Genomic DNA, 24,483 nt, shown 5'->3' with positions numbered 1-24,483 from the left:
GCCTGGCATACGGTCGAGCCGTGTGACGAGCACCTGCGCGGATCCGATCTGCGCATCTTTCCGTCCGTTGTTCCCAGGGGACATCCTATGCCGTCTCGTCAGTGCGTTGCCCGCCATCCTCGCCTCGATCCGCGTCGGGTCGTGCCGCTTCCGTCGCGGCAGCGGATCGGATGGGCATCCCGCTCCATGCTGCTCGCGGGAACAAGCACGCTGGCGCTGTTGCTGAGCGGGCTTGAGGGCGCATCCGCGCGTCCGTTCGGCAATTTCGCGACGACGAACTCGGCGCCGGCGATCGCCAGCGATGCCGCAGCTGCCGCGGCCCAGCAGGCCACTGACGTCGCGAGGCAAAGCCAGAGCGCGCTGACGCGGGCGACCCAGGCCATCCAGGCGTTGCAGGCCGCGCAGTCCGCCGCACGCAACGCAGCTGCCGCCTCGCAGCGATCGGCCACGTTGCCGCAGGTGGCGGTGCCGAACGGCCTCGCGCCGGGCGGGCTTCAGGTTGCGCCGGGCGCTGTGCCCGGTTCGAGCCTTTGGCAAGGTGCCGCCCTGCCGAGCCAGGCCGCAAGCGGTGGCCAGACCACGGTCACCGTCAATCAGACGGCGCCGCAGGCGATCCTCAACTGGCAGAGCTTTAACGTCGGCAGCCAGACCACGCTCAACTTCAACCAGCAGGCCAGCAACTGGACCGCGCTCAATCGCGTGGTGGGCAATGCCGGACCGAGCCAGATCCTCGGCCGCATCACCGCGCCGGGGCAGGTGCTGGTAATCAACCAGAACGGCATCATTTTCGGTGGCGCGAGCCAGATCAATGTCGGCTCGCTGATCGCGTCAAGCGCCAATATCGCCGACAGCCAATTCCTCGCCAACGGTCTCTATTCGGCCCAGAGCGGCACCAATTATCTGCCGAGCTTCACCGGAGCCGGTGGCAAGATTGTGGTCGAGAGCGGCGCGCTGATCACCACCAATGCGCCGTCCTCGGTCACGACGGGCGGCGGCTTCGTGCTGCTGATGGGCACCGAGGTCGACAATGCCGGTGCCATCGCCACGCCGAAGGGGCAGGCCCAGTTCGCGGCCGGCGACGATTTCATCCTGCGCGCCGGCTATGGCACCAACACCAACCAGAACTCGACCACGCGCGGCAACGAGATCGCGCCGGTGCTCTATTCCGGGAGCGGCAGCGGGACCGTCACCAACACAGGTCTCGTCCTCGCCCAGCAGGGCGACATCACGTTCGCCGGCCATGCCGTCACCCAGGATGGCATCCTGGTCTCCACCACGTCGGTCAATCAGCGCGGCACCATCCATCTGCTCAATTCGGCGTCCGACACGACCGGCAGCGTCACGCTGACCAATCACGGCATCAGCCTGATCCTGCCGGAGACCGATGCGGCGGCCGCGCTGGTGTCCGGCATCGATCCGAGCGTGACCGCGCTCAATTCGCAGCGCGATGCCCTCATCGCCTCGGCCAAGCCGAATGTGCTGGCGACCGGCCAGTTCGACAATCTCTCGACGCTGTCCGATCGGCCCGATCAGTCGCGCATCGAGATCGTCACCGGCGGCACCATCGATTTCAGGAACGGCTCGCTGACCATGGCGCAGGGCGGCCAGGTGACCGCCTCCGCCGGTAAGCGCGTGTTCGCCGAAAGCGGATCGGTCATCGACGTCTCCGGCACCACCGGCACCGTGCTGCCCGTGTCGGCCAATTCGATCAAGATCAACGTTCAGGGCAACGAGCTGCGCGACAGCCCGCAGAACCGCGACAACGGCACGCTCACCAACAGCAATCTGTGGATCGACGCCCGCGATCTGACCCTGGTGCCGGCCGGCACCGGCGCCTATGCGACGGACCGCTACTACACCGCGGGCGGGCTGCTCGAGGTCTCCGGCTATCTCAACAACACCGGACACAGGATCGGCGAATGGACTGCGGTGGGCGGCACCATCACCCTGTCGGCGCCGGAGGTGGTGGCGCAGCGCGGCGCGATCTTCAACATCTCCGGCGGAGCGGTGCAGTATCAGAGCGGCTATGTGCGGCAGACGCTGCTGCTCGGCAATGACGGCCGCATCTACAGCGCCGACGATGCCCCGGCCAATTTGACCTATGTCGCGGTGGCCAACGGCTTCATCGTCAATCACGCGCACTGGAACGTCGTCGAGGTCTATCTCAGCCCGTTCGGCAAAGGCAGCTCGCGCTGGGAGAACGGCTACACCGTGGGCCGCGACGCCGGCAGTCTCGTCCTCGCGACCCCGACCTCGGTGTTCGAGGGCACGATCCTCGCCAATGTGATCGACGGCGAGAACCAGATCGCCAAACGCCCGACCAGTGTCATCGACGGCTACAAGCTGACGCAGAACACCGTGCCGCTCGCCGGCACGCTGGCGCTCGGGCAGTACAATGGCTATGGCCTCGCCAACGCGTACAACACCGACGTGTCGTTCGGTAACCTGACCTCGGTCGCAGGCGGCCTAGACCCGACCTCGGCGCTGCCGGCCGGTCGCGTCAACACGGCCTGGTTCGATGCGCCGACGCTCAACAGCTTCGGCCTCGGCGGCCTCAACATCAACACATCCAACAAGATCGCCGTCAATGCACCGCTAGAGTTCTCGGCGGGCGCGCAAGTCAAGCTGATCGCCCCGACGGTCGACATCGCAGCCGACATCACCGCGCGCTCCGGCAGCGTCACGGTGAGCAACATCCTCAATGCCGCGACCGGCACGTTTGCGCTGACAAACGCGGCGGGAGGCGCAGCGCTGACGCTGGAGTCCGGCGTCACCATCGACACGCGCGGCCTGTGGGTCAACGCGCAGACCAATCCGAACAGCGTGTCGGGCCTCGGCTTCCTCGACGGCGGCAACGTCACTTTCGATTCGACTCAGGACGTTACGCTCGCTGCCGGCAGCACGGTCGACGTGTCCTCCGGCGGCGCCGTCCTCATCAACGGCAAGACTCAAGGCGGCAAAGGCGGCAACGTCACAATTCTCGCGGGGCACACCCAGCAGAATGCCGGAACGCCGGGCGACGGAAATCTTGTTCTCGACGGCGCGATCCGCGCCTGGGGCGTCACCGGCGGCGGCACGCTGACGATCTCGACGCCCGGCAACATCCTGATTGGCGACAATGCCGAACTCGCGGGTGGTGTGCTGCCCGCAGGCACGCCCGCACCCGCTGCCGTGAAGCTCAAGCAATCGTTCACGGTTCCCGCAGGCCAGCCGCTACCGACGGCGCTGACGCTGAACTTCACCACGCTGGTGTACGACACGCCGATACCGGCGGACGTCACGATATCCGCCGCGCCGACCGCGCCGACCGGTGCGGAATGGACCATACCGCAAGGTATGGACGGCCTGCAGAGCCGGGACGCCAATGGCCAGACGCAATATTGGAGCCCGGGCAGTGTGCTCCCGGCCGGGACGATCATCACTGGCTGGAGCGGCACGGGTCGCATTCCTGCGGGAACCACCATTCCATCCACTGTCTTCCCGAACGGCATTCCAGTCGCACCCTATCAAGTCACCTATGCGGCAGGATCAATTCAATCCACGCCGATGACTTATCCGGTCGGAGCCGTTATTCCAGCCGGCGTGGTGCTGCCGCAGACGGTCCAGATTACGCCAGCGCCTGCGCTCAATCCGTCGTTCTTCACCGCCGGCTTCTCCAACTACGATATCAACGGCGGGCTGGGCGTTGTGGTCGCCAGCAACACTGTGGTTGCGGCCGCGATGCCGGTCTACCGGTTCACGGCAAGCAGCTATGCGGCACCGGCCGGCATCGATCCGTCGTCGGCGCTGACGCTGTGGACGCCGCCGTTGTTCACCGCGGATCCGGTCAAGGCCACCGTGACCCAGCGCGGCGGCGCGAGCCTCACGCTGCGATCGCTCATCAGGTCGGGCGGCGGACTGCTCGCGGGCGGCGGCGCGATCGTGGTTGGTGACGGCTCCTCAGTCGGCGTCGATCCGGGCCAGAGCATCACGCTCGATGCCTTCGGTCAGATCAGCGTGTTCGGCAATCTGACCGCGCATGGCGGCAGCATCAATCTGGTCAATGATGCCTACGGTTCGCCGGTGCGAACAGGCTTCAACTTCGACCTGAGCGGCAACGGCCGCGGCGTTTCGATCTGGGTCGATGCCGCTGCCAAACTCGATGTCTCGGGCCTGGTCTATCAGGCGTCCGATACATCAGGACATCCATTCGGGAAGGCGACGGACGGCGGCTCCATCGCTATCAATGGTGGCGGTGCCTTCGTGATCGTGCGTCCGGGCGCCGAGCTCAACGCAGATGGCACGCAGGTCGCGATCGATCTCGCGGCGGGCGGTGCGGCTTCGTCAAGCCGCCCACAGATGGTCACAACGAATGGCGGCTCCATTACGTTGTCATCGCAGAGCGGCCTCTATCTTGACGGCGATATCCACGCCCTCTCCGGCGGAGCCGGCGCCTCCGGCGGCAGCCTGTCGATCGCGCTCACTACGCCGAACTTCGACGTGAATTCCTTCCCCAAAGGGGTGGCGCCGGCCAATGTGGTCGTTCCGAGCCTGATGACCGTAGTGCAGGCGCGTCCGGCTTCCTCGCTGCCGGAGAATATCGCCCCGGGCACGGCCGCGTCGCACCTGACGTTTGGCCAAACCACCGTAAGCGCCGACATGGTCAAGGCCGGCGGGTTCGACAGCCTGACGCTGACGTCCGGCGACTACATGGCGTTCTCCGGCAATGTGTCCCTTTCGTTGGGCCGGAGCTTGACGCTGACGGCAGCGGCCTTCGCGTCGGGAGCTCCGGTGACTGGACCGGTCGACTCCTCGATGGCAGCCACGACTGGCAGCGTGAAGCTGTCGGCCCCCTACATCCTGTTTCGTGAAGCGACGGCCGTTGTCCCCGATGGGACCATCAGCGGCAGCATCCGCAATCCCGGCGGTGCGGCCTTGCCGACCACGGCCACGTTCGAGGCCGACGCAAACCAGATCGACATCCAGGGCCTCATCGGCTTCTCGGCGCGTTCGCCGAACAACATGTACGCGCCGGGATTCCTGACGACGAAGCTCGTCAGCCAGGGCGACATCCGCTTCCTGTCGATGCCCGGGGTTGTCGCGACCCAGCTGTCCACCAGCGGCAATCTCGATCTCCTTGCCGCGCAGATTTATCCCGCGACCAATGCCGTTGCCACCGTCATCGCAGGCAGTGGAAATTCCGATCCCACGACGACGCTGACCATCGGACGCACCACCGCTACGATTCCGGATGCACCGCTCTCCGTGTTCGGCCAGCTCGCGTTCCAGGCGCCGGTGATCGAGCAGGGCGGCATCGTCCGCGCGCCGTTCGGTCTTTTGACCTTCGGCCTGGGCTGGCCAGTGTACACGCCGCACGTCGACCTGCTGGCCGGCAGCCTGACCTCCGTCTCGATGGCGGGCCTGACCATTCCGTACGGCGGCACGATCGACGGCGTCACCTACACGTATAACGGCACCAGCATCCGTACGATCGGCCTCACCAACTTCAACAACAACGGGCCGCAATCCGGCATCATCCTGGACGGGCAGTCGATCAACGTGGCGAGCGGCGCGATCCTCGATATGTCGGGTGGCGGCACGCTCGCCGGTGCGGGCTTCGTCTCCGGACGCGGCGGCTCCGTCAACGTGATCAACACGCCGCTCATCAACGCCAACCCTGCGACCCCTGTCAGCAAGGCGACCGACAAGGTCTACGCCATCCTGCCCGGCTACAGTTCAGGCTATGCGCCGATCGCGCCCGAAAATGGCGCCGGCGATCCCGCGATTGGTCAACAGGTTACAATTCCGTCCGGTGTCCCGGGACTGCCGGCGGGAACGTACACGCTGCTGCCGTCCAACTACGCGCTGCTGCCCGGCGCATACCGTGTCGAACTCGGCACCAGCACCACGACGCCGGTCGGCAGCCCGATCACAATCGGCAACGGCACCTACGCCACCTCGGTTACCACCGGCATCGCCAACACCGCGATCAAGGGTAGCCTGCCGGTGACGGCGCTGATCACCGCGGGCACCTCGGTCCGCAAATATTCGCAATTCAACGAGCAGAATTACAGCGATTTCCTGCTTGCCAACGTGGCGCAATTCGGCGGCGTGCGTCCGTTGCTGCCGAGCGACGGCAAGACGCTTGAGATCATATTCGAGATGCCGAACGCCACCCCGATCGGACCAGCGCTCACATTCGACGGCACCGCGCTGTTTCAAGGCACGCAGGGCGCTAATGCTGGTCAGGTGGCGCTGCTGAATGTCGGCGAGGTTTATGCGGACGCGCCGACCCAGGGATTTTCCAGTCCCTCGGTCGGCGCCGCCGATCTCAATGCGCTCAAAGCGCCGCGCCTCCTGATCAACGGAACTGTCATTATCTCGAATGGCACGCTGTTCCTTAGTCAACCCTACGGTCATGATCTGTTCATCCGCGATGGCGTCTCCCTTTCCGCCGGGGAGATATTCCTCATCGGCAACAATATCAGCGTCGGTAACAACGTGACGCTCAGCACCGTCGGACAGGGCGCAGTCCCGTTCGATTCCGTGTCGACCGGCATGAGCTATGCGGTCAGCCAGTTCACTGTGCTGGCGCTGTCCAATGGTGACATCAACTTCCTGCCATCGAATGTCGGCAACGGTTCGATTACGATCGGCGCCGGCTCGTCGCTCTATTCCGAAGGGACGCTGGCGTTCGTCACCAACGGCGCTTCCGCGATCGATCCGACCGCCCATTTCGGGTCGAGCAACATCGCGCTCGCGGTCGGCACCATCAATATCGGCGACGCCGCGACCGTGGCCGCGGCCGGCGCACCCGCCGGATTGATGTTCGATCAGACGCTGTTCAACACGTTGGTCAATGGTGATCCCCTGCACAACGCGCCGGCGTTGAAGACCATTACGCTTGCCGCGGCGAATTCGATCAACCTGTTCGGAAACGCCGGCCTCGACGCCACCGGCAGCGGTGTCAACCTGGTGCTGAACACGTCGGCGATCTATGGCTACGGCGCGGCCGGCGACAACTCGACCATCGCCGCCGACAAGATCACGTGGAATGGCCTGAGCGGTGCGACGCCGCCGGCCATCGCCGCAGGCGGGCCCGGAACCGGAAGCGGCACATTCAACCTCGTCGCCAACGAGATCGACTTCGGCCGGTTCGCCTCGCTCGATACCTCGACGGCAAGCCGCGTGATCTACGGCTTCAGCAACGTCAACATCACCGGCAACTCAAGGATCATCTCGGCTGGCAACAGCAAGCTATTCGTCTACCAGTCACCGAGTTCGGATCCTGCCGCCGCATTCGGCCAGAGCGGTAGCGGCGGCAATTTGACGCTGACGACCCCGCTGCTCACCGGTGCGCAGAAGTCGATCATGGCCTATTCGGCGGGCGGCGCGCTCGACGTCGTTGCGCCCGCGGGCGCTGCGCCGAGCCTCGCCAAGTCGACCGTGGCAGGCGCCGAGATCGACCTGACCGGCGGCAGTGTCGCGATCGACAGCACGATCCTGCTGCCGAGCGGCAAGCTCGTTGTCAATGCGACCGGCGATATCGTGCTCGACGGTGCAAGCCGCATCGATCTCAGTGGTCAACCGTCCGCGATCCAGCGGGCGACCGTCTACGGGTTCGGCGGCACGGCGATCTTCAACAGCGCGCAGGGTGGTCTGACGCAGCTTGCCGGTTCGGTGATTGATATCTCCGCGACCAACGCCGGTGCCGGGTCGATCAGCATCGCGGCGGCGAATGGGCCGGTCACGCTCGGCGGTGCGCTCAACGGGGCGGCAACAAATGGCTACGCGAGCGGCGATTTCAGCGTCACCACCAGCCGGCTGTCCAGTTCGGATTTCGCCGCGCTCAATGCGCTCCTGACCCAGGGCGGCTTCTTCGATGCGCGCGGCTTCGACATCAGGAACGGCGATCTTGTCGTCGGCGACGGCGTGAAGGCCAGCAGCGTCACGGTCGCCACCGACAACGGCAGCCTGACTGTCGTCGGCACCATCGATGCGTCCGGTGCCGCACCCGGGACCATCCGGCTCTCGGCCGGCAATGGGCTCGCGCTGGCGCCGAGCGCCGTGCTCGATGTTCACAGTACGGTGCTGCAGGTCGACAGCTACGGCCAGCCGATCGAGGCGCGGAACCGCGGCCACATCGAGTTGACCGCCGCGGGCGGCATGCTCACGCTGTCGTCGGGCGCGACCATGGATCTTACCGCGCCGAACGGCGTCGCCTATGGCGACGTGGTGCTGAACGCACAGCGCACCGGTGAGACCTCGGGCGATATCGCGATCAACGCAGCAGGTCCGCTCAACATCAAAGGTGCCTACAGCATCGCGCTCAACGCGTTCTGGACCTATGGCCTGCCCGGCGGCAGCACCATCAGCCAGGCGACGCTCGACGGTTACGACATCGCAAGCACGGCCTTCATCAACGCCGCGTTGGGCAATGCGGGTTTGGCGGCGCGCGTCGCGGGTCTGTCCGCGTACGGCAGCACCTACCATCTGCGGCCGGGCGTCCAGATCACATCGAGCGGCGATCTGTCGACGTCAGGTGATATCGATCTTGCCGGCTACCGCTACGGGCCGAACGCCAATCGCGACGCGACCTCCGCAAGCTACGGCGCCGGCGAACCGATGGCGCTCGTGATCCGCGCCGGCGGCAATCTGACGGTCAAGGGAAGTATCTCGGATGGATTCAAGTCGACGCCAGGAACACCGCCGGTCTATCGCCTGATCGACCTTTCGACAGATCCGCTTTCTTCTTTCTGGTCAGCCAGCGACACTGGCCTGAGCAGCGCCAGTTACGGTTATACCGGCAACGCAATACTTACCGCGGATTGGACAATACCGAATGATGATTTTTATCAGGGTCTAACGAGTTCTTACGGTGCATATGTCGATACCGCTGGTCACTCATACGGCCCAGGGAGCACTATTCCCGCCGGTACCATCCTGGATGTCGGAACTTCGGAAGGCGGGGTTGGGTGGCTGTTCTTCGAAATAGGTCATTTGCCGACGGTTGGAGCGGTGGTTACTCCCGGCGTCCCCGGCGGTTCGGGTTCGTCGGCAACGGCCTTGATGCTTGCGCCGGGCTCGCTGTCCGCTTCGATCCGCCTCGTCGCGGGTGCCGATCTCGCCGCCGCCGACCAGCGCATGCTGCAAACGACACAGGCGCTGAACGGGAGCGGCAACCTGACGCTGAGCGATCCGGCCTACAATGCGTCGCGCAACGGCACGTTCTTCAGCGTGCTGCGCACCGGCACCGGCAGTCTCGACCTGTTGGCCGGCGGCAGCTTCGGCGAAGCCACGCCGTATGGCGTCTATACGGCCGGCACCCAGGCGGCGCCGATCCTGGCGGCCGACGGCAGCAATCCCTACGACCTCGTCGGTCTCACCAGCAGCGGCAATTCACATGCCTGGTACCCCGAGCATGGCGGCGACCTGCTGCTCACCGCGCAACGGGATATCACCGGTAACATCCAGATCGCGGACAACAACATCCGGTTCGCCGACTCCAATCTCACCGCCAACTGGCTGCGGCTGCAAGGCGGTGGCGCCTCCGCCGATCCGGCAGCGTGGTGGATCAATTTCGGCTCACTCGCGAAGACCGGCGCATGGAGTAACAATCAGCAGCTCATCGGCTTCCAGGGTATCGGCACGCTCGGCGGCGGCAATCTCACCGTGATCGCGGGTGGCAATGCCGGCGTGACGGGCAACAGCTCGACCGGCCTCGACCTGGCTGTCGCCTTGACCGGCCGTGTTCTGGCGAATGGCACGCTGGTAGAGACCGGTGGCGGCAATCTGGTCGTGAAGATTGGCGGCGGACTCAATCCTGTGGTGCCGACGACGCCTTACGGTCAGGGTCAGGTGCCAGACTATTTCGGCTCGATCACCAACCTGCGTGGCGACACCACCGTCAGTGCCGGATCAGTCGGCGCGCTGGCCCCGAACACCTGGGGCTCCTATCTGGTTTCGTACGATCCGCGCGCCGTTGATCCCAACGTCCTCAAGCGCTCGCTCAAGACGCCGGGGCCGCTCGTCATGCCGGGCGACGGCAGTGTCAGCATCGTCACGCGCGGCGACCTCGTGCTCGGCGGCGCGGGCGATGCCGGCATGGCGACGTCGGTCGATCTGAACGGCATTGCGTATACGGTACGCAACGCGGACGGCACTACGACGCTCCACAGTGGTGGGCAATCGAACTTCACATTGTGGACGCCGACGATCGCGATCAATCTCTACGCGGCGGGTGGCGATGCGACCGTATTGAGTGGGGTCTCCTTCAACGGCACGGCTTTCTTTCCGGGAACGCTGATCGTCGCGGCCGCCAACGGTGATATCCGCTTTACGGAGCCTGGGGCCGGCGGCGGAGTGCCGACAATCGAACTGATGCCGTCGCCGTTCGGCCAGCTTGAACTGCTCGCGGCCGGGTCAATCTTCGGGACGAGCCAGGTCGTGGCGATGTCGGGCGCGGACATGAGCACGCTGGCGACTCCGTTCAATCCCGTCTTTGCCTCCGGTACCGGTGGCGCCGGCAGCAGCAACGCGTGGGCGAACGCCGCCAATCGGATCAATCCCATCAGTCCAATCGCCTTCGGCGAGGACACGCCCATCTCCAATCTGCATGCAGGAGATGATCGGCCGGCCCTGGCCTACGCGGGTATCGACATTGTCGATCTCACCCTCGGCCAGGCGCAGCCGGAGAGCCCGAATGGCGGCGCGTATTTCTATCCGACCCACAGCACCTGGTATATCGCAGCCAAGCCCTTCGAAGTCATCGCCGGCCGCGACATCGTCGGCACCGGTCCCGTGCCCAGCGTGTTCCTGAACAATGGGCCGAACGATATTTCGCTGATGCAGGCCGGCCGTGACATCTTCTATCAATCTGTCACTGTTGTCGGTCCCGGCCTGCTTCAGCTACAGGCAGGCCGCAACCTGTATCAGGGTTACTACGGCTCACTGGTCAGCGCGGGCGATATCATCAATCAGTCCAACACCACGGGCGGTGCCGGCATCGTTACGATCGCCGGTGTCGGCGCCAGCGGTCCTGACTATGCCGATTTCGCCAAGCTGTATTTCAACGCCGCGAACCAGCTTCCCGGCGACGGCACGCCACTCGCCGGCAGCGGCAAGGTCGCCAAGGCCTACGCCGACGAATTATACAATTGGCTGCATAAGCGCTTCTCGTCCGGTCAGAACTATATCTACAAGGGCCAGTCCTACATCTTCACCGGCACGAAGGACGACGCATTGGCGTTCTTCCTGTCGCTGCCCGTGGAGCAGCAGGGCGTGTTCGTCCGCGACATCTACTACAAGGAGCTCACGCTCGGCGGTCGCGAATACAACGACAAGGCCAGCAGCCGCTACGGCAGCTATCTACGCGGGCGCGATGCGATCGCCACGCTGTTCCCGGATCAGGATGCGCAAGGCAATCCGCTGACCTATTCCGGCAAGATCACGATGTTCAGCAGCGTCACGGGCTCCACCACCGTCAACGGCGTCACCGTCCCGGTGGTCAGCGACGCCGGGATCAACACCCAGTATGGCAGTGACATTCAGATCCTCAATCCGGGCGGGCAGACCATCATCGGGGTCGAGGGCGTGACGCCAGGTCCTGGTGCTGGCCTGATCACGCAAGGCCAGAACAGCAATATCGATGTGTATTCGCTCGGCAGCGTGCTGCTCGGCCAGAGCCGCATCATGACCACGTTCGGCGGCAATGTGCTGGTGTGGTCGGCGACCGGCGACATCAACGCCGGCCGCGGCTCGAAGACGACGGTGATCTATACGCCGCCGCTGCGCAGCTATGACGCGTATGGCAATATCACACTGTCGCCGGCGGCACCGGCCAGTGGTGCCGGCATCGCGACGCTCGCCCCCATTCCGGGGACGTCGCCGAGCGACGTTGACCTGATCGCGCCGCTTGGCACCATCGATGCGGGCGAAGCCGGCATCCGTGTCTCGGGCAACGTCAACCTTGCCGCGCTGCAGGTGGTCAACGCCGCCAACATCCAGGTGCAGGGCACCTCGACCGGCATTCCGACGGTGCAGGGGCCGCCGGTCGGGGCGCTGACATCAGCGTCAAACACCGCCGGCGCCAGCCAGCAGGCCGCGGCGCCACCGCCAAAGAACAACGACCAGCCGTCGGTCGTGATCGTCGAAGTGCTCGGCTATGGCGGCGGCGACGGGAGCCCACCGCAAGATCCGCCGGAGCAGCAGCGCAAACCGCGCGAAAAGCAGAGCTACAACGAGAACAGCGCCTTCCAGGTCATTGGGCTCGGCGATGCGGCGGGCTCGTCCGGCAGGTGATGCGCGCGAATGGACGACTTCCGGGAGAGCGATCGCGCGCTTCCGGAAGTGCCAGCGCGGCGCGCATAGACTTGGGATAGCGATCGGTGATTACTTGACCGTCAGGTGCGCGTCCGGCACGGGCCGGCCGGGGACCCATTCCAACGCAAACCGCTGACCGGCGACGATCTCATTCCTCGAGAGCTTTGAAGCAACCGCGTCGCGGAATCGGAGATAGGCATCGCGCTGCCGCCCGCCGGTGCGGGCCGCCGCCAGATTGAGCCATTTGTAGGCCAGCACGTAATCGTTCGGGAGGCCGTGGCCCTTGTCGTACATCAGGCCGAGCATGGCTTGCGCGAACGGGTCGCCCTGCACCGCACCGCGATAGTAGAGATCGGCGGCGGCGTCATAGGCCTGCGGGACGCCGAAGCCGTGCTCATACATGAATCCGAGCAGGCCGAGGGCCCTTGGGTTGTCGCGGTCGGCGGCCGGCGCGAGCTCCCGGGACGCCCTGACATAGTCGCCGCGATGGAAGGCGGCCGTTCCGCGCGCGACGCTGTCGGCGCTCGCGACGGACGCGGTCATGCCCCAAAGCGCGACCGCAAGCGAGGCGCAAAGGGCTGTCCGTTGCGTGCGCATGCGGCGCATCGTGCGCCCCGGCTCAGTGATAGGCGGTGGTGATCGGCGCATTGGTCGATGTCGTTGCGATGTTGCCGCGCAATTTCGATCGCAGCTCCTCGGCCACCATCTGGGCGTCGGAACCGTTGCGGATGATCTGCGGGCGAATGAAGATGATCAGCTCGGTGCGCTGGGTGCCGTTGCTCTGATGCCCGAAGGCGTCGCCGAGGCCGGGAATCTGGTCAAGCACGGGAAGCGCATTGCGGCTGCCGCTCTGCTGTTCGCTGATCAGGCCCGCCAGCAGCACGGTCTGGCCATTGGCCACCGCGATCTGGCTCTTGACCCTCCGTTCCGACACCGTCGGGGTCAGGCTGTTCGCGCTGGTCTGCGGAACGTTGCTGATCTCCTGCTCGACATCGAGCCGCACGGTGCCGTTCACACTGACGCGCGGCGAGACCCGCAGGATGATGCCGGTGTTGCGATAGTCGATGGTGTTGACCACCGTGTTGCTCCCGGTCAGCACCGTCGCGCTGCCGGTCGACACCGGGACGACGTCGCCGACCTGCAAGGTCGCGACCTGGTTGTTGATCACGACCAGCGACGGATTGGAGAGCACCTTGACGCTGGTGACGGCATGCAGCGCATCCAGGATCAGGCTCGGCTGCGTCTCCGGTCCGATCAGGAAGTTGAAGCCCGGGAAGGCGCGGTTGATGAAGGCATTGGTGACCGAGCCGGCGACGGAGGCGACCCCGGTGGTCGCGTCCGTGGTGGTCGCGGGCGCGGTGGTGGCTTGGGTGCCCGTGAACGAGCCGACGTTCGGCTTCAGGCCGAGGTTCCGGCTGGTGAGATAGGTCTGCACACCATAGGACAAAGTGTTGTTGAGCGTGACCTCGGCGATCGTCGCGTCGATCGCGACCTGGAGCTGCGGCTCGTCGATCTGCTGCAGCGTCGCCTCGATGATGCGGTAGTTGGCCTGGTCGGCATAGATCAGCAGATTGTTGTTCACGACATCGGGCGTGATCCGCACGTCCTGCATGACGGGCTGGCCGTTGCCTGAGCCCGAGCTGGCGCCGCGTCCGCTATCCAGCGCGGCATTGTTGCCCTGGCCCTGATTGGGATTGTTCGCTTGGCCGCCGGCGCCAAATCCCTGGCCGAGGCCCTGGCCCGTTGCGCCTGTCCCTGACGTGCCGCGCGAGGCAAAGCTGCCCGAGTTCGGGCCCGAGTTGCTGTTCGCCGACAGACGGTCGGCGACGCTCGATGTCGACGAGGTGCCGGAGCCGGGCGCGAGCTGACTGTCGGCGCTGTCGAGCAAATTGCCGGACGATCCGCCGAGGAACATGTCGGTGAGAACCCGCGCGATCTGGCGCGCATCGCCGTATTTGACGCGGTAGACATGGACCGAGGTGCGCGCGGTGTCGTTGCGGTCGAGGCGCTTGATCCATGTCGCCGCCGTATGCAGCATGTCCGGCTTCTTGGTCACCACCAGCACCGCGTTGAGGCGTGCGATCGGCATGAACTTGATGACGTTCTGGCTGAGGCCGTTCTCGCCGGAATCGACGATCTTCTCCAGCTCGGCGATGACGGGCGCGGGCGAGCCGCTCGAGATCGGGAAGATGCCGACCGATTGGCCGCGCATCCAGTCGACGTCGAAGCTGAGCACGGTGTCGACCGCGGTGCGACGCTCGGCGCCGGTGCCCTGGATCAGAAGCAGATTGCGCGTCGTGTCGGCGCGGATCGAGCCCGCCCTGGTGGCGAAGCTGTCGGTCAGCTTCAGCAGGGTCTGGGCCGACACATATTGCAGAGGGACCACCGAGATGCCGAATCCGGGTTCGGGATTGGCCGCCGCGGCATCGACGCGGCCGCCGCCAACGGCGTCGCCGAGCGGCGTCAGGCGATAGCCCGCGGTATCCTTCAGCAGCACCACGCCGCTCAGGCGAAGCGCGTTTTCAAGCACGAAGACCATGTCGGATTTCGGCACCGGTCGGACCGACACCAGGCTCACCGTGCCCTGTACCCGCGGGTCGATTGTGTATCCGACATGCAGGATGTCGCCGAGCACGACCTTGGCGACGGTCGCAACCGGCGTGCTCTCGAAATTCAGATCGAAGCCATTGCCGTTCGAGGCCGGCTGCGGCCGCGCGTCGGCGACCCCCGTCACTTCGCTTCCCTCATACATCGCCGCGCGCACGGCGCCGCCCTGGCTGCCGCCCGCTGCCGCCAGCCCGCTCACCGGTTGCGGCTGGCGCGGCAAGAGATCGAGCGATCGCACCTTGTCGGTAACGTCGACCTGGGACGCGTCCACGCTCTCGCCGACCGTCGCGGAATTGCAGGACGCCAGCAACCCCAGCGACGTCAGGGCAAAAATGGCTGCCAGGCCGCCACGGATCGTCGGGCAGCGGCCCACTGTGCCTACGCGTTGCATGAAGGCCCTTCGCTCTGACTAACTGAAATCTCGACGGCGTGCGACGATCGGTCCTACCCCGGTGGGACTCTTAGCGATCGAACATGACAGAAATAAATTGGTTACATGATTGTCGTTCGCGACCTGACGATCGCATCACACCAATCTGCGCAGCCGGCGCGCCGCCGTGTCCGCGATGCCACGTCAAGGTTTCTTGAGCCAGGCGAACGATGTGACTTCGCACAGCTGTCACACTTCGGATCGATAACCGCAGAATTGCCGGGAGCCGACGCGACGGCGGATGGCACTGACTGATCCGGGATAGTGTGGCGGGATATCGAGAATGGCCAACGACCTGTCCGTTCGGTTCGTGGATTATCTGCGCCAGAACAATCATTTGGCGCCGATCGACGGAGCGGCGGAGCGGAGCGGGCAGGGCGCCGACGCCAGGCAATTGAAGCTGTGGGAGGTCACCAGCCTCGCACCGACCGAATTCGCCGACGAGGCCGCGCGCTTCTTCGCGCTCGGCCGCCTGACGCTCCAGGAGATGACCTCGGCCGAACCGCTGGTCGGGGCGTTCTCGCCGCGCTTCCTGCGCGAGACCATGGTCTATCCGTGCCGAACGGCCGATGGGACCACTGTCCTCGCGGTCGTCGACCCGACCGACCAGGCGACGCTGCGGGCGGCGCAGATCGTGCTTGGCGCCGGCATCAATGTGAAGGTGGCTTCGTCGGAAGACGTCGCCATCGCGCTGAACAACTCTTCCAGCGCCGAGGAGACCGAGACCGCCGATACGGCGGCGGCGCTGCCCCGCGAAGACGACATCGAGAGCCTGCGCGATCTCGCCAGCGGTGCGCCGGTGGTGCGCGCGGTCAACGATCTGATCGAGAAGGCCGTCGAGCTGCGCGCCAGCGACATCCATATCGAGCCGTTTTCCGCCGGCCTCATGGTGCGCTTGCGCATCGATGGCCTGCTGCGGCCGGTCGCGGCGCTGTCCGGGGTGTTGCCACAGGCGGTGGTCTCCCGCATCAAGATCATCGCCAACCTCAATATCGCCGAGCGTCGCCTGCCGCAGGACGGTGCGGCGCGGCTGCGGGTCGGGCGCACCGACATCGATATCCGCGTCGCGATCATGCCGATGCAACACGGCGAATCCGCCGTCATCCGCATCCTGCCCAAGGATCGCGGCCTGCTGGTCGTCGAAAAGCTGGGATTCTCGGAGTCTGACGAAGCCAAGCTGCGGCGGCTGCTGAAGCTGCCGTACGGCATGGTCGTGATCACGGGGCCGACCGGCAGCGGCAAGACCACGACGCTGGCGACGATCCTCTCGATCCTCAATGAGCCCAGCCGCAAGATTCTGACCATCGAGGATCCGGTCGAATACGAGATCCCCGGCGTCAACCAGTCCCAGGTCAAGCCGGCGATCGGCCTGACCTTCGCCACCGCGCTGCGGTCCTTTGTTCGCCAGGACCCTGATGTCATCATGGTCGGTGAAATCCGCGACTCGGAGACCGCGCATGTCGCGGTGCATGCGGCGCTGACCGGGCATCTGGTGCTGACGACGCTGCACACCGAGACGGCGGCCGCCGCGGTGCCGCGCCTGCTCGACCTCGGGGTCGAAGGCTATCTGCTGCGTTCGGTGCTGCGCGGCGTGATCGCGCAGCGCCTGGTCCGGCAATTGTGCGAGCGCTGCAAGACGGCGCGGCCGCTGGCAACGGCCGATTTCACCGAGGATCCCCGGCTCACCGCACTCGGATTCCGGGAAGGCGAGATCATTCACGAGCCATGCGGTTGCGAGCGTTGCGGCGGGACCGGTTATCGCGGCCGTCTCGGCGTGTTCGAGCTGCTCGAATTATCCAATGAACTGCGCGAACTGATCGGAGAGCGAAGCGACGGAATGAAGATCGATACGATGGCGATCCGGGCGGGCATGACCACGATGCTCGATGACGGGGTTGCCAAATGCCGCGCCGGATTGACCTCGCCCGCCGAGATCCTCCGCGTTGCAACGGTGCGGTGACGCCGTGCCGAATTATCGCTATCGCGCTTTGACCCAGGCCGGCGAGATCGTGAACGGCACGATCTCGGCGCCGACGGCGGCCGAGGTGGCGCGGCGGATCGAATATCTCAAGCTGCTCCCGATCGAAACCACCGAGGACAAGCGCGCATCCGGCGCAGCCGGTGGCGGCAGCCTGTTCGGCGGGCCGAGTGCAGCCGAGGTCACCACCTTCACGCGCGATCTCGCGCTGCTGCTCAAGGCCGGCGCCCGTCTCGACGACGCCCTGGAGCTCTTGTCCGGCGATGCCGATGTCGGCCGGATGCGTCCGGTGGTGGCAAAGATCCGCGCGGCCCTGCTCACCGGCGAGAGCTTTGCCGATGCGGTGGCGGATCATCCGACCCTGTTCCAGCCGATGTACATCGCCCTGGTCCGGGTGGGGGAAATCTCCGGCACGCTCGACTCCGTGCTCGAGATGCTGGGGACCGAGCGCGCGCGTTCCGAGCAGATGCGGCGCAAGCTGACCGACGCGATGCAGTATCCGGCCTTCGTGCTGGTCGCGGCATCCGGCGTGATGCTGTTCTTCCTGCTGTTCGTGCTGCCGCAATTCTCGACCGTGCTCGGCGATTTCGGCGGCAAGTCGGATACGGCGCTCGCCAGCTTCATCGCGGTGTCGGATTTCCTGCGCGCCAATGCCACGGCGGCGAGCCTGATCAGTGCGGCCACGATTGCGCTCGCATGGTGGCTGCTGCGGCAGGCGCGCGTGCGCGCCGCGCTAGTCAGCGGGATCTCGCGGGTGCCGGGCATCAGCAGTGCCTTCCAGTTCTATCGCGCGAGCCTGTTCTGCCGCAATCTGGGTGTCCTGCTCGGCAGCGGCGTCAACCTCACGGCCGCGTTGCGCATCCTCGTCGACATCATGGCGGTGACCGGGAGCGGGGCGAACTGGACCGCCGCCGCCGACCGCGTCCGCCATGGCGGAAAATTGTCGGACGCGCTCGCCGTGGCGGACAGCCTGCCGCCGATGGCGGTCCGCATGCTGCGGCTCGGTGAAGAGACCGGGCAGCTGCCGGTGCTGGCCGGGCGGGTCGCGGAATTCTACGAAGCAAAATTGCAGCGCAGCCTGGACCGTGTCGTCGGCATTGTCGGTCCACTGGCGATCATCACGATCAGCACCGTCGTCGGCGGGCTGATCGTGTCGGTCATGACGGCGCTGCTCTCGGTCACGCAGCTAGTCGGTTAGAGCAGGGGTCATCGGTCATGATATCGCGCAACACGATCATCGAAACATTCTCCATGCGAGCGGGACGCGATCCCGCGCGCTCACAACCGCCAAGGCGCTCGGGGCAGGAGGGCTTTACCCTCGTCGAGATGCTGGTGGTGATCGCGATCATCGGCCTCATCATGGGGCTGATCGGGCCGCGCGTGCTCAACTATCTCAGCGAATCCAAGGTCAAGACCGCGCGCATCCAGTTGCAGAGCTTCTCTAGTGCGCTCGACCTGTTCTACCTCGACGCCGGACGCTTCCCGTCCACGGCGGAGGGACTTGCCGCGCTGGTCCGGCGCACGCCGGGCGTCGCCGCCTGGAATGGTCCGTATCTGAAGGGCGGTAACGTTCCGAGCGATCCCTGGAACCATCCCTATCTCTATCGCTCGCCCGGCGAACACGGACCTTACGACATCGTCTCCTATGGCTCTGACGGTCAGGAGGGCGGCAGCGGCACCTCGGCCGACATCTCGCTCGAAAAGACGACAGCCGCCAACAACGACCAACAATGAGGATGCATGGCGAGCATGAATGAGGCGTCGCAGCGCGGTTTCACCCTGCTCGAGATGATGTGCGTGCTTGCCATCATCGCGCTGCTGGCGGCCGTGCTGCTCCCGTTCATTCCGCACCAGACCTCGCGCTCGCGCTTGCAGGCCTATGCGTTGCAGACCGCAACATTGCTGAAGGCCGATCGCAATGCCGCCATCGAGCGCAGCACCAGCGTTGCGACGCTGGTCGATGCGGCGAGCCGGGTGATCCACTCCGGCGCGTCGCGCATGACGGTGCGAATCCCCGATGACGTACGGTTCGATGCGGTGCTGCCGCAGAGTTGTCAGCGCCGCGCCGCACTGTCGACCATCCGCTTCTTCGCCAATGGCGGTTCCTGCGGCGGCTCCATCGCGCTGACGCGGCTCGATGCGGGATATGAGGTCCGCGTCAACTGGCTCACCGGAAGGGTTGAAATCGTTGCTCGCGACGTCGCCGCCAACTAACCGCGCTGACGCGGGGTTCACCATCATCGAGGTGCTGGTGGCGCTGGCGCTGGTGGCTGTCTCGATCGTTGCGATCGGCGCGGTCATGGGCGTCAAGACGCGCGGCGTCCGGGCCATGGAGCAGCACGTCGCGCTGATGCAGGCGGTGCGCACATTGATGACGGTCGGCATTCCACCGCGCGCCGAATTGCAGTCAGGCACGTCGACGGGACAGGCTGAGGGCTACCGCTGGACCATCGAGGTCAGTCCGCTCGGTGGCGACTGGACGGTGCCCGAGGGCAACGTGCCCTGGGCGCCGGAGCTGGTGCGAATTCGCGTCAAGTCTCCCGGCGGCGCGTTGTCCGACATTCGCACCGTGCGCCTGATGCCGAGGTCATCGGAATGACGCGGGCAAAGCTAACACAGCGAGAGGGCGAGCACGGCTTCACGCTGATCGAGACCATCGTCGCGCTGGCACTGATGGGGCTGTTGCTGTCGGCGCTCGCCAGCATCACGGCGCAATGGCTGCCGAGCTGGAACCGGGGGCTCGACCGGATCCAGCGCAGCGAATTGATCGGAATCGCGCTGGAGCGGATCGGCGCCGATCTCGCCGCGGCGGAGTTCGTTGCCGCCAACCGCGATACCCACAAGCCGCTGTTCGACGGATCGGAATTGTCGGTCACTTTCGTGCGCACGTCGGTGGGGCCGAATGCGGGGCCGGGGCTCGACGTGGTGCACCTTGGTGAAACCCGGGATCGCAGCGAGTTCGTCACGGTTCGTTCGCAGGCGCGCTTCACGCCGCTGGCCGACGGGGTGTCGCTGTCGGAACAGGTGCATCTCGGCAGCCCGGTCGTGCTGCTGCGCGCACCCTATCGCCTGTCGTTCGCGTATGCCGGTGCCGACCGGGCCTGGAAGAGCGTGTGGAAGGATGCCAACAAGCTGCCGGCGATGATCCGGTTGACCGTGCGTGACGCGGCGAGCCAGCGCGTCCTGTCGGTTTCGACCATCGCGCCGGTCCATGTCCAGATTCCGAGCGACTGCACCAAGCCGGACGGCAATTGCGGCGACAAGCAAAGTTCCGACGGTGCCACCGATCAGGGGAAGACGTGATGGGTGCGTCCGGCAATATCGGCCGATCGCCGGCCAATCGCGGCTTCGTCATCGTTGCAGTGCTCTGGATCCTGCTCGCGCTGTCGTCGCTGGCGATCATCTTCTCGGCCTATCTTGCCGCCTCCGCGCGCGCGCTGGCGGCCAGTGACTTGTCGCTGCAGACCGAGGCGCTGGTGTCGGCCGGGCTCGAACTCACCACCTATCAGCTGACGCTGACGGATGAGAAGACGCGGCCGCAGTACGGGGGGTTTCATTTCGGGCTGGACGACGCCAGCGTCGGTGTTTCCTTCACGTCGGAGGCCGGCCGCGTTGACCTGAACTACGCGTCGAAGGAAATGCTGATCGGCCTCTTTGTCGTACTCGGCGCCCGGAAGGACGCCGCCAGCGAATACGCCGACCGGATCGTCGGCTGGCGAACCCGGCCCTCGCCGGGCAGCGAGAATGTGGAGGCCGCGCGCTACAACGCGCTTGGCTATTCGCCGCGGCAGGGGCTGTTCACCCATGTCAACGAGCTGGCTTTGGTCGCCGGGATTCCCGAAGCCTTCGTCGATCGTGTGTTGCCTTTCGTGACGGTGTTCAACGGCAGTCCGGATGTTGATCCGGCGATCGCCGCGCCGGAAGTCGCTCTTGCCGTGGATAAGGCATCGGGGAAGCAGCAGGACAGCTTCGGCGCGCCTGCTCCCTCGCCGAACGGCGGCCCCATCGCCGGATCGCAGGCGCCGAACCCGCAAACTGCGGCATCGACCGCGCAGAGCCCTTGCTACCGGATCGCAATCTCGATCCGGTTCCGCAACGGTCACCGCACCACGTCTGAAGCGGTGATTGCGCTCGGCGACAAGGTCGAGCCATATCGTGTGTTGTCCTGGCAGAACGATGTCGAGCCGCGAAGCACGGTTCTGCCGCGGAGGAGAGGTTGATGGCAATACTCGCCGAAGCACGGCAATGGTTCGAGCAATGGATCGGCGCGGTCGCGACCGCCGTCGACGGCGTCGCGGGCAGGTTCATGCGCCGGCGCAGCATCGAGCTCGACGAAAATGCCGACGGTACGTTCACAGCCAGCGCCACCGCATCGAGAGATGGCTCGCCGTCAGCTCCGGTTTCGTTCCGGCTCGATCACGATGCGCCGCAGCCTCCGCTGTCAACAGAGTGGAAGAGCGCGTTCGACGGCAGCCGCATCGAGGTGCGTTTGCGATCTGATCAAATCGTCAGCCGCGTGCTCGATTTCCCGAGCCAGGCGGGCGACTTCCTCGATGGCATGATCCGCGCGCAGGTCGACCGGCTGACGCCATGGACCGCCGCCGATGCGGTCTTTGGCTGGGGTTCGCCGCAGCCGATCGCCAATGACCGTATCGAGGTCGCGTTCAGTGCGACCGCGGCGAGCAAGGTCGATCCGCTGATCCGGATGGCCAGGATGCTCGGCGCCGCCACCGTTGCGGTCTCGGCGCCGGCGGTTGGCGGCGATGGCGCCCCGCAGCAGGTGACGCTGCTCGACAGATCGTTGCGCGGCCTTGCCGGACCTGCGGTTCCGCGCCTGTTGCGTATCGGTCTGGTCGCGACGGTGGCCGCAGCCGCGGTGTCCCCGCTGCTCAACGTCTATGTCGGCGGCTGGCTGCAATCCGAGCAGGAGGACTTGCAACACCGGATCTCGCAGCGCCGCGCCGCGCTGCGTCTCGATGCTAATGGCGACTCGTCCGGTCTCGGCCTGCTCGCCAAGCGCAAGCAGACGACGCCATCGAGCGTCATGGTTCTGGAAGCGATCTCGCGCGTCCTGCCCGACACGACCTATGTGACGGAGCTCCGGATCGAGGGCAACAAGGTGCAGGTGGTGGGATTGACCCAGGATGCGCCGTCCCTGATCCGCCTGCTGGAACAGTCGCCGCAATTCACCCGCGCGACATTCTTCGCGCCGACGACCCGCGCCGCGAATGAATCGGCGGAGCGGTTCCATGTCGAGGCCAATATATCCGCTTCCTTTGGGTCCGGCTCATGAACGCGGCATCCCGATCGCTGACGGCCGTCAGCACTTCGCCATTGGTCGCGACCGTGAGCTATCTCGGCCTCTTCGTGCTGCTGCTCTTCGTCGTCATCTCGTCGCTCTCGGACATCATCGGCCTGCGCAGCGATGTTGCGGCGTCGGCCAGAATGCTGGAGCAACTGGAGGGACGGTCCAAGGCGAATACCGCGCCCGGTCAGTCCCCGATGCCGACCGGTTCCGCCTATCTCGAGGGCGCGACCGTCACGGTTGCCGGCGCCACGCTGCTGCAGCGCGTGTCGGGCGCGGTGATCAAGGCCGGCGGCAATGTGCTGTCGACGCAGCTCGACGTTCCCAACGCGCCGGCCAAGGCCGGCTTCATCAGCATGGTCGCAAGCAGCGAGATCGAACAGGCGCAGTTGCAACAGGTGCTCTACGATCTCGAAGCCGGCATGCCGTTCCTGTTCATCGACCAATTGGTCGTGCAACCCGTCGCCGACGAGGCGGCGAAGGGCGCCGATCCCGGCAAGCTGCGCGTGCTGCTCGGCGTATCCGGACAATGGCGAGGGGCCAAATGATGCGACGCTTCGCTGCAACCATCGTGCTGTTGGCGGTGTCGGCCTATTCGGCGCCGGCTGCGGTGCCTGACCCATCCGGCGATGCGCTGGATGCCGGGATGCTCGATGATACCCGCTTGGGCGGACCGGTGCTGAGTTCACCGCCGCCGTCCGAACCGGTGACATCGGTCCGGGTGGCGCCTTCGCCGGCGCCGACGCCCCGGCCGCTCAGCGCAAATCCGCTGTGGGGCATTCCGCTCAAGACGTTGTCCAACACCCGCGACCGCCCGGTGTTCTCGCCGTCGCGGCGGCCGCCGCCGGCCGTCGTTGCAGAGCCGGAAGTCAGCAAGCCGTTGCCGCCGCCGCCACGCAAGGTTGCGCTCGAGCCGCCGCCGCTGTCGCTGGTCGGCACGATCGCGGGAGACGATGAAAGCTTCGGGATATTTCTCGACCAAGCGAACAAGACCGCATTGCGGCTGAAGCTCGGTGACGATTTCCAGGGATGGAAGCTGCGAGCCATCAGCGGACGCGAAGTCACGATGCAGAAAGACGAGCATGATGCCGTGCTCACATTGCCCCAGCCGGGCACCGAGGAGAGCGGCGATGTCCGCCTCGTTCCGGTCAGTACCGACCGGAGGCCGTTGGCTGCGCGGATCCAGCGGTGACTGCGATCTCGATCCCGCGCTAGTTCAATCCCAGCCAGCTCTGCAGGGCCGGCGTCAGGAGAAGTCCGAGCGCAAGAAAAGGACCGAACGGGATCGACGTCTGGCGTTTCATCTCGTGTCCTGCGAGTTGCAGGCTGCCGGCGACAGCAAGTGCTGCGAGCGCCGCGATCAGCAGCAAGGTCGGAATTCCCGCCGCGCCGACCCAGATCGTTGCGGCGGCAAGAAACTTGACGTCGCCCAGTCCCAAGCCGTCCACGTGCCGCAAGGCGAAGTAGAGGCGCTGCAACAGAAAGAACAGGGCGCCGACGAGAGCGGCGATCGCCATCGCACTGAGCGCGGCTGTCGTGCTTTCAGTGATGACGACATGTGCAAGACCGAGTGCCGCGATCGCAAGATTCAGCCAATCGGGAATGATGCCGTGGCGCAGATCGATCAGCGCGACGGTGCAGCACAGCACGCAAAGCGCGCCGTAAGATGCAATGAAATAAAGAGCTTCGCGATCGATTGGCATGGTGGCGGGACAAGTGTGACGCGTGAACACTCTGTGTTGCAACAACTCGCGCGCGTTGAACAGTGCATTTTCAATCGAGCAATGCGTTTGCGGGATTGTGATCGTCAACAACGATCGCGAAGCAGAAAAGATGCGACAAAAAGTCTGCGCTGTCACAAAT

At 65.5% G+C, this 24,483-nt stretch carries 14 protein-coding genes; 11 read left to right on the top strand and 3 right to left on the bottom strand.

From position 1 onward, the window contains the following. Positions 1-186 precede the first annotated feature (186 nt). On the top strand, positions 187-12,279 hold the full coding sequence (locus tag AAFG13_RS22245; protein WP_342708213.1) for a filamentous hemagglutinin family protein: 12,093 nt from the start codon (positions 187-189) through the stop codon (positions 12,277-12,279). A gap of 90 nt (positions 12,280-12,369) precedes the next feature. Here AAFG13_RS22245 and AAFG13_RS22240 read toward each other — a convergent pair whose 3' ends face one another. Beyond that, positions 12,370-12,843 carry a tetratricopeptide repeat protein gene (locus AAFG13_RS22240; RefSeq protein ID WP_212318436.1) on the bottom strand — a complete coding sequence of 158 codons (474 nt, stop codon included), beginning with the start codon at positions 12,841-12,843 and terminating at the stop codon, positions 12,370-12,372. 76 nt (positions 12,844-12,919) lie between these two features. Beyond that, a complete protein-coding gene (gspD, locus tag AAFG13_RS22235; RefSeq protein WP_342708212.1) occupies positions 12,920-15,298 on the bottom strand; it encodes a type II secretion system secretin GspD in 2,379 nt (792 codons plus the stop codon). Positions 15,299-15,620: 322 nt separating this feature from the next. Here gspD and AAFG13_RS22230 point away from each other — a divergent pair, with 322 nt between their 5' ends. The 10 genes from AAFG13_RS22230 to AAFG13_RS22185 are packed head-to-tail and all read left to right on the top strand — an operon-like array spanning position 15,621 to position 23,812. After that, positions 15,621-17,297 carry a GspE/PulE family protein gene (locus tag AAFG13_RS22230; protein ID WP_342708211.1) on the top strand — a complete coding sequence of 559 codons (1,677 nt, stop codon included), beginning with the start codon at positions 15,621-15,623 and terminating at the stop codon, positions 17,295-17,297. Between the two features lie 4 nt (positions 17,298-17,301). Further along, positions 17,302-18,513, top strand: coding sequence for a type II secretion system F family protein (locus tag AAFG13_RS22225; RefSeq protein ID WP_212318320.1), 1,212 nt, complete (start codon positions 17,302-17,304; stop codon positions 18,511-18,513). Positions 18,514-18,566: 53 nt separating this feature from the next. Then, positions 18,567-19,049 carry a type II secretion system major pseudopilin GspG gene (gene gspG / locus AAFG13_RS22220; RefSeq protein ID WP_212318434.1) on the top strand — a complete coding sequence of 161 codons (483 nt, stop codon included), beginning with the start codon at positions 18,567-18,569 and terminating at the stop codon, positions 19,047-19,049. Positions 19,050-19,064: 15 nt separating this feature from the next. Then, entirely contained in the window at positions 19,065-19,529 is a 465-nt protein-coding gene (locus AAFG13_RS22215) for a type II secretion system protein (RefSeq protein WP_342713376.1), read from the top strand. After that, positions 19,504-19,914: a prepilin-type N-terminal cleavage/methylation domain-containing protein gene (locus AAFG13_RS22210; protein ID WP_342708210.1), complete on the top strand. Its 411-nt coding sequence runs from the start codon at positions 19,504-19,506 to the stop codon at positions 19,912-19,914. The genes AAFG13_RS22215 and AAFG13_RS22210 overlap by 26 nt, the downstream gene beginning before the upstream one ends. Beyond that, the gene (locus tag AAFG13_RS22205) at positions 19,911-20,618 is read left to right on the top strand and encodes a type II secretion system protein (protein WP_342708209.1); all 708 of its coding nucleotides are present in this window, start codon (positions 19,911-19,913) and stop codon (positions 20,616-20,618) included. Before AAFG13_RS22210 ends, AAFG13_RS22205 begins: the two co-directional genes overlap by 4 nt. Continuing rightward, the gene (locus AAFG13_RS22200) at positions 20,618-21,535 is read left to right on the top strand and encodes a type II secretion system minor pseudopilin GspK (RefSeq protein ID WP_342708208.1); all 918 of its coding nucleotides are present in this window, start codon (positions 20,618-20,620) and stop codon (positions 21,533-21,535) included. Before AAFG13_RS22205 ends, AAFG13_RS22200 begins: the two co-directional genes overlap by 1 nt. Next, positions 21,535-22,608 (top strand): PilN domain-containing protein, encoded by a 1,074-nt coding sequence (locus AAFG13_RS22195; protein WP_342708207.1) that lies wholly within the window; start codon positions 21,535-21,537, stop codon positions 22,606-22,608. The genes AAFG13_RS22200 and AAFG13_RS22195 overlap by 1 nt, the downstream gene beginning before the upstream one ends. Next, positions 22,605-23,168 (top strand): type II secretion system protein GspM, encoded by a 564-nt coding sequence (gene gspM / locus AAFG13_RS22190; RefSeq protein ID WP_342708206.1) that lies wholly within the window; start codon positions 22,605-22,607, stop codon positions 23,166-23,168. Before AAFG13_RS22195 ends, gspM begins: the two co-directional genes overlap by 4 nt. Beyond that, positions 23,165-23,812, top strand: a complete 648-nt coding sequence (locus tag AAFG13_RS22185; RefSeq protein ID WP_212318310.1) for a hypothetical protein — start codon at positions 23,165-23,167, stop codon at positions 23,810-23,812. The genes gspM and AAFG13_RS22185 overlap by 4 nt, the downstream gene beginning before the upstream one ends. A 19-nt stretch (positions 23,813-23,831) precedes the next feature. On the opposite strand, the gene AAFG13_RS22180 is transcribed toward AAFG13_RS22185, so the two are convergent. Beyond that, on the bottom strand, positions 23,832-24,479 hold the full coding sequence (locus AAFG13_RS22180) for an A24 family peptidase (RefSeq protein WP_312011693.1): 648 nt from the start codon (positions 24,477-24,479) through the stop codon (positions 23,832-23,834). Positions 24,480-24,483: the final 4 nt, after the last annotated feature.

Origin of the sequence: Bradyrhizobium sp. B124 (assembly GCF_038967635.1) — a bacterium.
GTDB lineage: Bacteria > Pseudomonadota > Alphaproteobacteria > Rhizobiales > Xanthobacteraceae > Bradyrhizobium.
This window is presented reverse-complemented; position numbering and strand designations above follow the sequence as displayed.

What these genes read in the sequence shown, in the direction of transcription:
- AAFG13_RS22245 (WP_342708213.1), top strand. Translation starts at nt 187, where the DNA reads ATGCTGCTCGCGGGAACAAGCACGCTGGCGCTGTTGCTGAGCGGGCTT.
- AAFG13_RS22240 (WP_212318436.1), bottom strand. Translation starts at nt 12,843, where the DNA reads ATGACCGCGTCCGTCGCGAGCGCCGACAGCGTCGCGCGCGGAACGGCC.
- gspD (WP_342708212.1), bottom strand. Translation starts at nt 15,298, where the DNA reads ATGCAACGCGTAGGCACAGTGGGCCGCTGCCCGACGATCCGTGGCGGC.
- AAFG13_RS22230 (WP_342708211.1), top strand. Translation starts at nt 15,621, where the DNA reads ATGGCCAACGACCTGTCCGTTCGGTTCGTGGATTATCTGCGCCAGAAC.
- gspG (WP_212318434.1), top strand. Translation starts at nt 18,567, where the DNA reads ATGCGAGCGGGACGCGATCCCGCGCGCTCACAACCGCCAAGGCGCTCG.
- AAFG13_RS22215 (WP_342713376.1), top strand. Translation starts at nt 19,065, where the DNA reads ATGAATGAGGCGTCGCAGCGCGGTTTCACCCTGCTCGAGATGATGTGC.
- AAFG13_RS22205 (WP_342708209.1), top strand. Translation starts at nt 19,911, where the DNA reads ATGACGCGGGCAAAGCTAACACAGCGAGAGGGCGAGCACGGCTTCACG.
- AAFG13_RS22200 (WP_342708208.1), top strand. Translation starts at nt 20,618, where the DNA reads ATGGGTGCGTCCGGCAATATCGGCCGATCGCCGGCCAATCGCGGCTTC.
- AAFG13_RS22195 (WP_342708207.1), top strand. Translation starts at nt 21,535, where the DNA reads ATGGCAATACTCGCCGAAGCACGGCAATGGTTCGAGCAATGGATCGGC.
- gspM (WP_342708206.1), top strand. Translation starts at nt 22,605, where the DNA reads ATGAACGCGGCATCCCGATCGCTGACGGCCGTCAGCACTTCGCCATTG.
- AAFG13_RS22185 (WP_212318310.1), top strand. Translation starts at nt 23,165, where the DNA reads ATGATGCGACGCTTCGCTGCAACCATCGTGCTGTTGGCGGTGTCGGCC.